Source organism: Acinetobacter sp. YH12218 (assembly GCF_013417925.1).
Taxonomy (GTDB): Bacteria; Pseudomonadota; Gammaproteobacteria; order Pseudomonadales; family Moraxellaceae; genus Acinetobacter; species Acinetobacter amyesii.
On record NZ_VPDB01000099.1, the window covers coordinates 1 to 8,128 of the forward strand.

2 protein-coding genes are annotated in these 8,128 nt (G+C 43.6%); both read right to left on the bottom strand.

Features of this window, described 5'->3' with window-relative positions:
• Positions 1-46: 46 nt before the first annotated feature.
• Positions 47-1,717 carry a ShlB/FhaC/HecB family hemolysin secretion/activation protein gene (locus FTV03_RS16345; protein ID WP_180042230.1) on the bottom strand — a complete coding sequence of 557 codons (1,671 nt, stop codon included), beginning with the start codon at positions 1,715-1,717 and terminating at the stop codon, positions 47-49.
• Between the two features lie 2 nt (positions 1,718-1,719).
• Positions 1,720-8,128 (bottom strand): YDG domain-containing protein (locus FTV03_RS16350; RefSeq protein WP_180042232.1); only part of this gene is annotated, 6,409 nt, incomplete at its 5' end.

The window sequence follows — 8,128 nt, forward strand, 5'->3', positions numbered from 1 at the left end:
CATCAGAATTGCACAGTTTAATTGACAAGCTCTACTTTGATCTATTTTAGAACCGCATCATCATACTTAACCAACCTTCTGCATCATGTTTTTTATCTATGCTGGTCGGTGTTGCACCGATCGGAAAGCCAACCTTGCTTTGGACTTGGAATCGCTTGTTGTCCGACCAATCCATTCCTAAGCCTGCACTGCTGATTCGCTCTCGATTATCTCCTGTTAAACCAGCCCAACGCTGAGCTTGTTTTTTCACTTCTGCACTGTCTACATAAACTTTCAACATCAAATGATGCTGTGCTGTATTCAACAGACCTTGTCTGAGCTCTGCCACAGCATAATAGCCACTTGAGCCACTTAAGACGCTGTTTTGATAACCTGCAACGGTATAAGCCCCGCCCATACTGAACTGTTCACTGCTATCCAAATTATCAGGACTATATTGTGCTTGAATGCCTGTATATAACTGCGTTGCAGAGAGACCGAGATTTTGTAATCGTGATAGGTTTAGATGAGCACGATAAAAACTACCCTGTGTTTGTGCAGTCGCTTGATCCGCTTTTTTTGCTGCAGCATTTTGATATTTCACTTGGCCAAAGTCGTTTGAGATATTCAATTGATTTAAGCCACCTCCTGCAAAGTTATCATACTGTGCAGCTTGGACGGATAACCGACCGACATGCACATCACGATGGCGATAAACATTGGCAACGCCTATATCATCTTCAAGCTGTTTGTAATCATATTGTGCATTCAGTAGCACTTCACTACGATTACTCAAGAGGACTGGTTGATTTAACCAAATACTGGCTTGTTGGGCTTTACCTTCGGCATCGAGGGCTTTGTATTCTTTACCAAGCTCATAAATTAAGTCAGAGTAACTTGCCCCTAGCCGACTCCCCATCCCATTGATTGTTGCTTCATAGCCTACACGCCCATAATGCATTTTGCCTGATGTCATGGCATCTACACTGAGCTTATCACCAAGACCAAAAGGATTATGTACAGCAGCGCCCGCATTGAAACGAACCTCTCGGGTATATTCATTGCCGTAATTGTCTAAACCAACATAACCGGTCATTGCTGCGGTTGGTACGATATCTACATTCAGCTGACTCGTCCCTGTGCTTTGTCCTGCACTTAAAATATTACGACTCTGTACACCATCTAAACGATTCAGTAATTTAATTTGTTGTTCAAGTGCTTGTGATGTGATGACTTGACCTGCTTGTAATGGTTGCAGTGTGGCATCGATCAATGCATTTCGAGTACGGCTTTGATTGTTATAGCTGATGCCATCATAACGTGCTTCTAATACAGCAATGGTTACCACCCCTTGACTTAGGTTTTGGGCAGGCAAGTAAGCACGGCTATAGGGATAGCCCTGCTGTTGATAATACGCTGTCAGCTTTGCGGTCAGTTGTTGTAGCTCATGCAAGGTTAGACTTTTACCTTCACTATCGACAACAAGGGAATGCAATTTTTCTGTGGCAATGCTTTGATTGCCTGTGATTGCAATATGTTGTACCTGTACCTGTTCACCACCTGCCAATGTCTGTGCTGGGTTCGCTGTGGACTCAATCTGTACAGGGCTTTGCGGTTGATACGGTATCATTTGCTGCTGTTGCAGTAATTGTCCTGCATTGGGCACAACATCTGCCCATGTGGTGATGCTGGTTAGGCTGATGGCTGTTGCCAATATGGTTTTTTGCAGTGCATACATGATTAGTTGTTCCCCAGTGTCTGAATGTTATCCATATTGATACCATTGCCTTCTATTTCGATTTCAACGATGTCAAAGGTTTTTGGTTGTTGTAGTGGCTGTGTACGAATTGCACGCTGGTATGGGTTCGCCCAAGTCGGATAATAGCTCGGCGTGACAGGTGGCTGTTCTGGCTCAGGCTGTGGCACTGGCGGCTTCGGCTGTTCTGGTTCAGGCTGCGGCACTGGTGGTTTAGGTTCGATAGGGCTTGCCTGAATCTCAAGTACACCATCGACAAAGCGTAGCTCATAGTTACCATCCATTCCTGTGGCTTTGTTGGCATAAGTACCCACTTCTTTGGCTGTCACAGTTGCACGGACATGGGTCAGTACCGATTGTTCTTCACCGTTCACCAGGCCTGTCACGCTAAAGCCATTGACTGTTTGGTCTTGTCCGTTATAGACAGTGGTTTTACTATCGGCAATCACGGTTGCTTGGGCTTTATGAATATCCGCTGTATCGGTTACTGTGGTTGATGCCAATACATAGTTACCTGCATCTGCACCTGTTAAAGTCAGTCCAGTGGCAGTAACAGTTTTACCATTACCTGCGTTTTTATCACTAAACGTCGCTGTGCCACTGACAACTAAAACATCCTGACCGATTCGGTCGTCGCCATAGCTTACGCTTGCCGAGTTATTACCGTCATAAATCTTGTTCTGGGCGGTGATGGTAGCGGTTAAAGTCGCTTTATCTATATCTGCTTGGGTGGTCGCTGTTGTCGATGCAAGCTCATAGTTGCCTGCATCTGTTCCAGTTAATGCAAGATTATTAGCCGTTACGGTTTTACCCGTCGCTGCATTTTTATCATTAAACGTCGCTGTTCCACTGACAACTAAAACATCCTGACCAATACGGTCATCGCCATAGCTTACGCTTGCCGAGTTATTACCGTCATAAATCTTGTTCTGGGCGGTGATGGTAGCTGTTAAAGTCGCTTTATCTATATCTGCTTGGGTGGTCGCTGTTGTCGATGCAAGCTCATAGTTGCCTGCATCTGTTCCAGTTAATGCAAGATTATTAGCCGTTACAGTTTTACCATTACCTGCGTTTTTATCACTAAATGTCGCTGTTCCACTGACAACTAAAACATCCTGACCAATACGGTCATCGCCATAGCTCACGCTTGCCGAGTTATTACCATCGTAAATCTTGTTCTGGGCATTTAACGTTGCAGTTAAAGTCGCTTTATCTATATTCGCTTGTGTGGTCGCTGTTGTCGATGCAAGCTCATAGTTACCTGCATCTGTTCCAGTTAATGCAAGATTATTAGCCGTTACAGTTTTACCATTACCTGCGTTTTTATCACTAAATGTCGCTGTTCCACTGACAACTAAAACATCCTGACCAATACGGTCATCGCCATAGCTCACGCTTGCCGAGTTATTACCATCGTAAATCTTGTTCTGGGCATTTAACGTTGCAGTTAAAGTCGCTTTATCTATATTCGCTTGTGTGGTCGCTGTTGTCGATGCAAGCTCATAGTTACCTGCATCTGTTCCAGTTAATGCAAGATTATTAGCCGTTACGGTTTTACCCGTCGCTGCATTTTTATCATTAAACGTCGCTGTTCCCGTGATGGTTAAAGCATCCTGACCGATACGGTCATCGCCATAGCTTACGCTTGCCGAGTTATTACCATCGTAAATCTTGTTCTGCGCTGTCAATGTTGCGTTTAAAGTGGCTGGGGTAATATTCGCCTTTAAGCCTGTCGGCTGTACCAGATTATAATTGCCTGCATCTGCTCCGCTTAGCGTGAAACCTGTCACTGTCACTGCTTTGTTCGTACCCACATTTTTATTGGCAAAGTTTGCTATCCCTGTTCCACTTAAAACCACCGCATCACTGCCCAATGGCGAAACCGAGGCAGTACCGAACAAATCTGCTAGCGTATTGCCATTATAGACTTTATTGCCTGCACTCAAGCCTGTAATTGCAAGGTCGGCTTTATTGATGGTTAAACTCGCATTTCCACCGATAAAATCATAACCCTGTTGATTGGAATAATAACCGACATTATTATACGTTCCAACATTTTTAGAGCTGCTTTGTCCTGCAAAGATTTTACTACTATCCAAACCTGCCAGCGATACACCACTTAAATCTACACTCTGCATTTGACCATTATAGGTTTTACTTTGATTGGCGACTGTGCCTAGTGTTGCTTGTGTTAAGAATGAGCGTAATAACGGTGCAGTATTGCCCTCATAGATACGCCAGACTTTGCCTGTACCGCCTTGCCCATCTATATTGAAACCGACAAAACTCGCCCCTTGTTTCATTTGAGCGGTGGTTAAGCCTTGCACTTGCGTCAGTGTACCCGTTGCGTTGCCCACTGCAGCACCTTGTCCTGTGGTATCCTTATTCCAATAACTATTTTTGATTGTTCCACCAGTCCGACCGACTAGCCCACCTTGCTGAGTTCCTGTACTAATGCTTACTTGACCCGTAGCATAACTGTTTTCTACAGTGCTTGAATTATTATTACCTAGCAGCCCACCCACAGCATCTATACCTGACACTGCTCCTGTGGCATAGCTGTTTTTAATTACCGAGTTACTAGAATTATTTCCCGATAAACCACCTGCTTGACTATTAGAACTTTGTGCTTGGACTGCCCCAGTTGCATAGCTGTTTTCAATCCGAGAGTCGAATTGATTGCCTCCTGACAGTCCACCTGCAAAATTGTCTGTCGCTGTAACTTGGGCATTGGAATAGCTCGATAGAATATTTGACTGATTATGATTAACTCCAACTAAACCACCAACGCTCTGATAACCTTTCACTTGACCTGTACTAAACGCATTACTCGTGTTTGTAGAATTTGCCCAGCCTATAAGTGCACCAACTCTATTATAGCCTTTAATATTTGCCTGTATTAAGCCGATATTTTGAATGGTTGCATTGTTGGTTGCACCAAATAAGCCGACAAACTCTTGGAGTGGACGGTTAATATTTAAATTGGAAATCGTATGATTTAAACCATCGAATTTCCCTGTAAATCTATTTGAAGAAATACCAATCGGGTCAAAGCCTGCCGTACTCCACATATCACTGGTATTTACACCATTGGTCGCTGTGGCATCTATATTATGATGTACTGTGTAATTTTTAGTTAAATCCACCGCCATGAGCTGCAACTGGTGCAGGTTGTTAATGTTGGTACTATATTCGCTCCATAAAAATGGTCGGGTTTGCCCCTCTATCATTACCCATTGATTTTGATTGCTTGCATCTTTGGCGACATAGACATTGGTTGTCCCTGCCAATAGCGACCATGTCCCAAGATTGCTATAGCCATTGCGGCTATAACGGTTGGCAATGGTGATGTCTGTCGCAGTGACTGTACCTGTACCATCTCCTACTGCATTGGCTTGACCTGTACTGGTTTTGTCATAGTAGCTATTCTTAATCGTCCCACCAACCCGACCGACTAGCCCACCTTGCCGAGTTCCTGTACTAATACTCACTTGACCTGTTGCATAGCTGTTTTCTACTGTAGAACTATTATTATTACCTAAAAGCCCACCTGCAATATCAACACCTGTCACCTTACCTGTGGCATAGCTATTTAATATCGTAGAATTACCATAATTATTTCCCGATAAGCCACCTGCCTGACTATATGTACCTCCTCCCTGACTATATGTACCTTGTGCCGTGACATCACCTGTGGCATAGCTATTTTCGATACGAGAACCAGACTGGTTCACACCTGTTAGACCGCCAGCAAAAGACTTTGCTATCACTTGGGCAGTCGAATAACTAGAGCGAATTGTAGCGTTGTTATAATTCTCCCCCACCAAGCCACCGACAGCCTCATTTCCTATAATCGAGCCACCCATTACCCCCACATTTTGAATACTTGCGGCATTAGTCATACCAAATAAGCCAATATAATTCTGTGATGGACGATTAATATATAGATTCGAAATGGTGTGATTTAAACCATCGAATTTCCCTGTAAATCTATTTAAAGAGTTACCAATCGGGTTAAAACCTTGCCCAGCATTCCAATTTACTGTATCTACAGCTTCAATATGATTACCTAATACATATTTACCGCCAAGGTTGTTATTTACACCTTGCAAGTGATGAATGTTTTGAATGACATTATATAGTGCATTAGTGCTATCATTTTTATTAAAGACGCTATTTAAACCAACATGGTTTTTAAAATACGGTGTGGTTTGGTTATCGGCATTGTTCCAAACAGTGTTAAAATCAAAACCTGCAAAGTTGGCTTTGTCAAACATTTGAACAGTGGTTAAGCCTTGCACATGCGTCAGTGTACCCGTTGCGTTGCCCACCGCAGCACTTTGACCTGTGGTGTCTTTATTCCAATAGCTATTGTTAATCGTCCCACCAGTCCAACCAACTAGCCCACCTTGCCGAGTTCCAGTACTAATGCTCACTTGACCTGTTGCATAGCTGTTTTCTACTGTAGAACTATTATTATTACCTGAAAGCCCACCCGCACTATCAACACCTGTCACCTTACCTGTGGCATAGCTATTTAATATCGTAGAATTACCAAAATTATTACCCGATAAACCACCTGCCCAACTATTTGCACCTTGTGCAGTAACATCACCTGTGGCATAGCTATTTTCGATACGAGCACCATGCTCGTTCACACCTGTTAGACCGCCAGCAAAAGATGTCTTACTTGTCACTTGGGCAGTCGAATAACTAGAGCGAATCGTAGCGTTATTATCATTCCCCCCCACCAAACCACCGACAGCTCCACTTCCTGTTATCGAACCACCCATTACCCCGACATTTTGAATATTTGCAGCACTGGTAGCACCAAATAAGCCAATATAACTCTGTGATGGTCGGTTAATATATAGATTCGAAATCGTATGATTTAAGCCATCGAATTTCCCTGTAAATCTATTTGAATTATTACCAATCGGACTAAAGCCTTGCCCAGCATTCCAACCCGATGTTGCCGCTGCATTTATATCCGCACCCAAGACATAGTTGCCAGTTAAGCCGCCATTAATCCCTTGTAAATCTGTACCTGTGGTCGAACCTGCTGCACCTAAGTCGGTAATCACAGTATAATTTATCGGTGCGTTTGCACCTTTTTGAGTACTAAAGTTTTGCCCTGCTTTTAGATTTACTTTTGCACCATTGTTTAGGTAATAGCTGGCGTTGCTATTGCTGGTGGTTTGCCCATATTGTAGGTTTAATTTGCCAGTATTGCCTGTCGCTGTGATATTGGCATTGATATGAATGTCGTTATCCGCACGTAGTGTCAGTGCTGTATTGGCAGACCACGTTACATCGGCGTTGACATTGATATTGCCTGCCTGTGTGCCTGCCCCTGCGGTGGTTACGGTAATATTATTACTCGCTAAAGCACTGTTTAATGTACCTACATTGATAATGCTGTCATTTTGGCTTGGGGTGAATGTGTTGGCTACATTATTATTGCCAGCTTGTGCTTGGTTAGAAATCGTTACATTAAAGGGGTCAATCAACCATTCACCTGTTTTACCACTATCCGAAAGTGTCGAGACTTTTGTACTGTCTTGAATCTGTACATTGGCGGCAGAGGTTTCGATAAAGCCGCCATCTTGTCCGTTCTTCCCTTCGGCTTTCAGCGTTCCACTCACGGTAGTTGTGCCGTGCTGCATATCAGCCAGTAGGATAATTTCACCTTTGGCGTTTTTGCTTAAACGGTTGGCTTCGATAATCCCTGTATGATTCACCACCGCTTGGCTTAGGCTATTTTTGGCTTGGGCAGTCAGATAAACAGCACCATTATCGGCTTGAATCGCTCCACCATTTTCCACCAAACCCTGTAACGTACCCATGTCGATTTGATATTCGACTAAACTGCCATCTTGCAGCTGTAAAGTCACTTGATCGGCTGCGGTTAAATGCACCACACCATTATTGGCTTGAATCGTGCCGTGATTTTTGACCGTTGGGGCAATCAACGCCACCACACCGCCATGGGCAATGATTGAACCGTAATTTTCCACATTGCCAGCAGTACCATTATTTTTAAGGGTGAATTTGCCCTGTGCAATATCGCTGTCGGATAGATTTAAACTTGAAGCAACAATACCACCGACATTGACCTGAGCAGTTTTGGAGAAAATCACCCCGTTTGGATTGAGTAAAAATAGCTGTCCGTTGGCATTCAGTTTACCCATGATTTGACTGGCGTTATTGTCCAGCACCCGATTGACCGCAATCGAAGATTGATTCGGTTGGTTAAAATTCACTGCGGCATCTTTACCAATGTTAAAGCTGTTCCAGTTGGTAGAGAGGTTTTGGCTGTTTTGGTTGATATTTAGGCTATTATTATTTTGGCTGATTTGTGCCGAACCTTGAGTGATATTTGCCCCTGTCGGT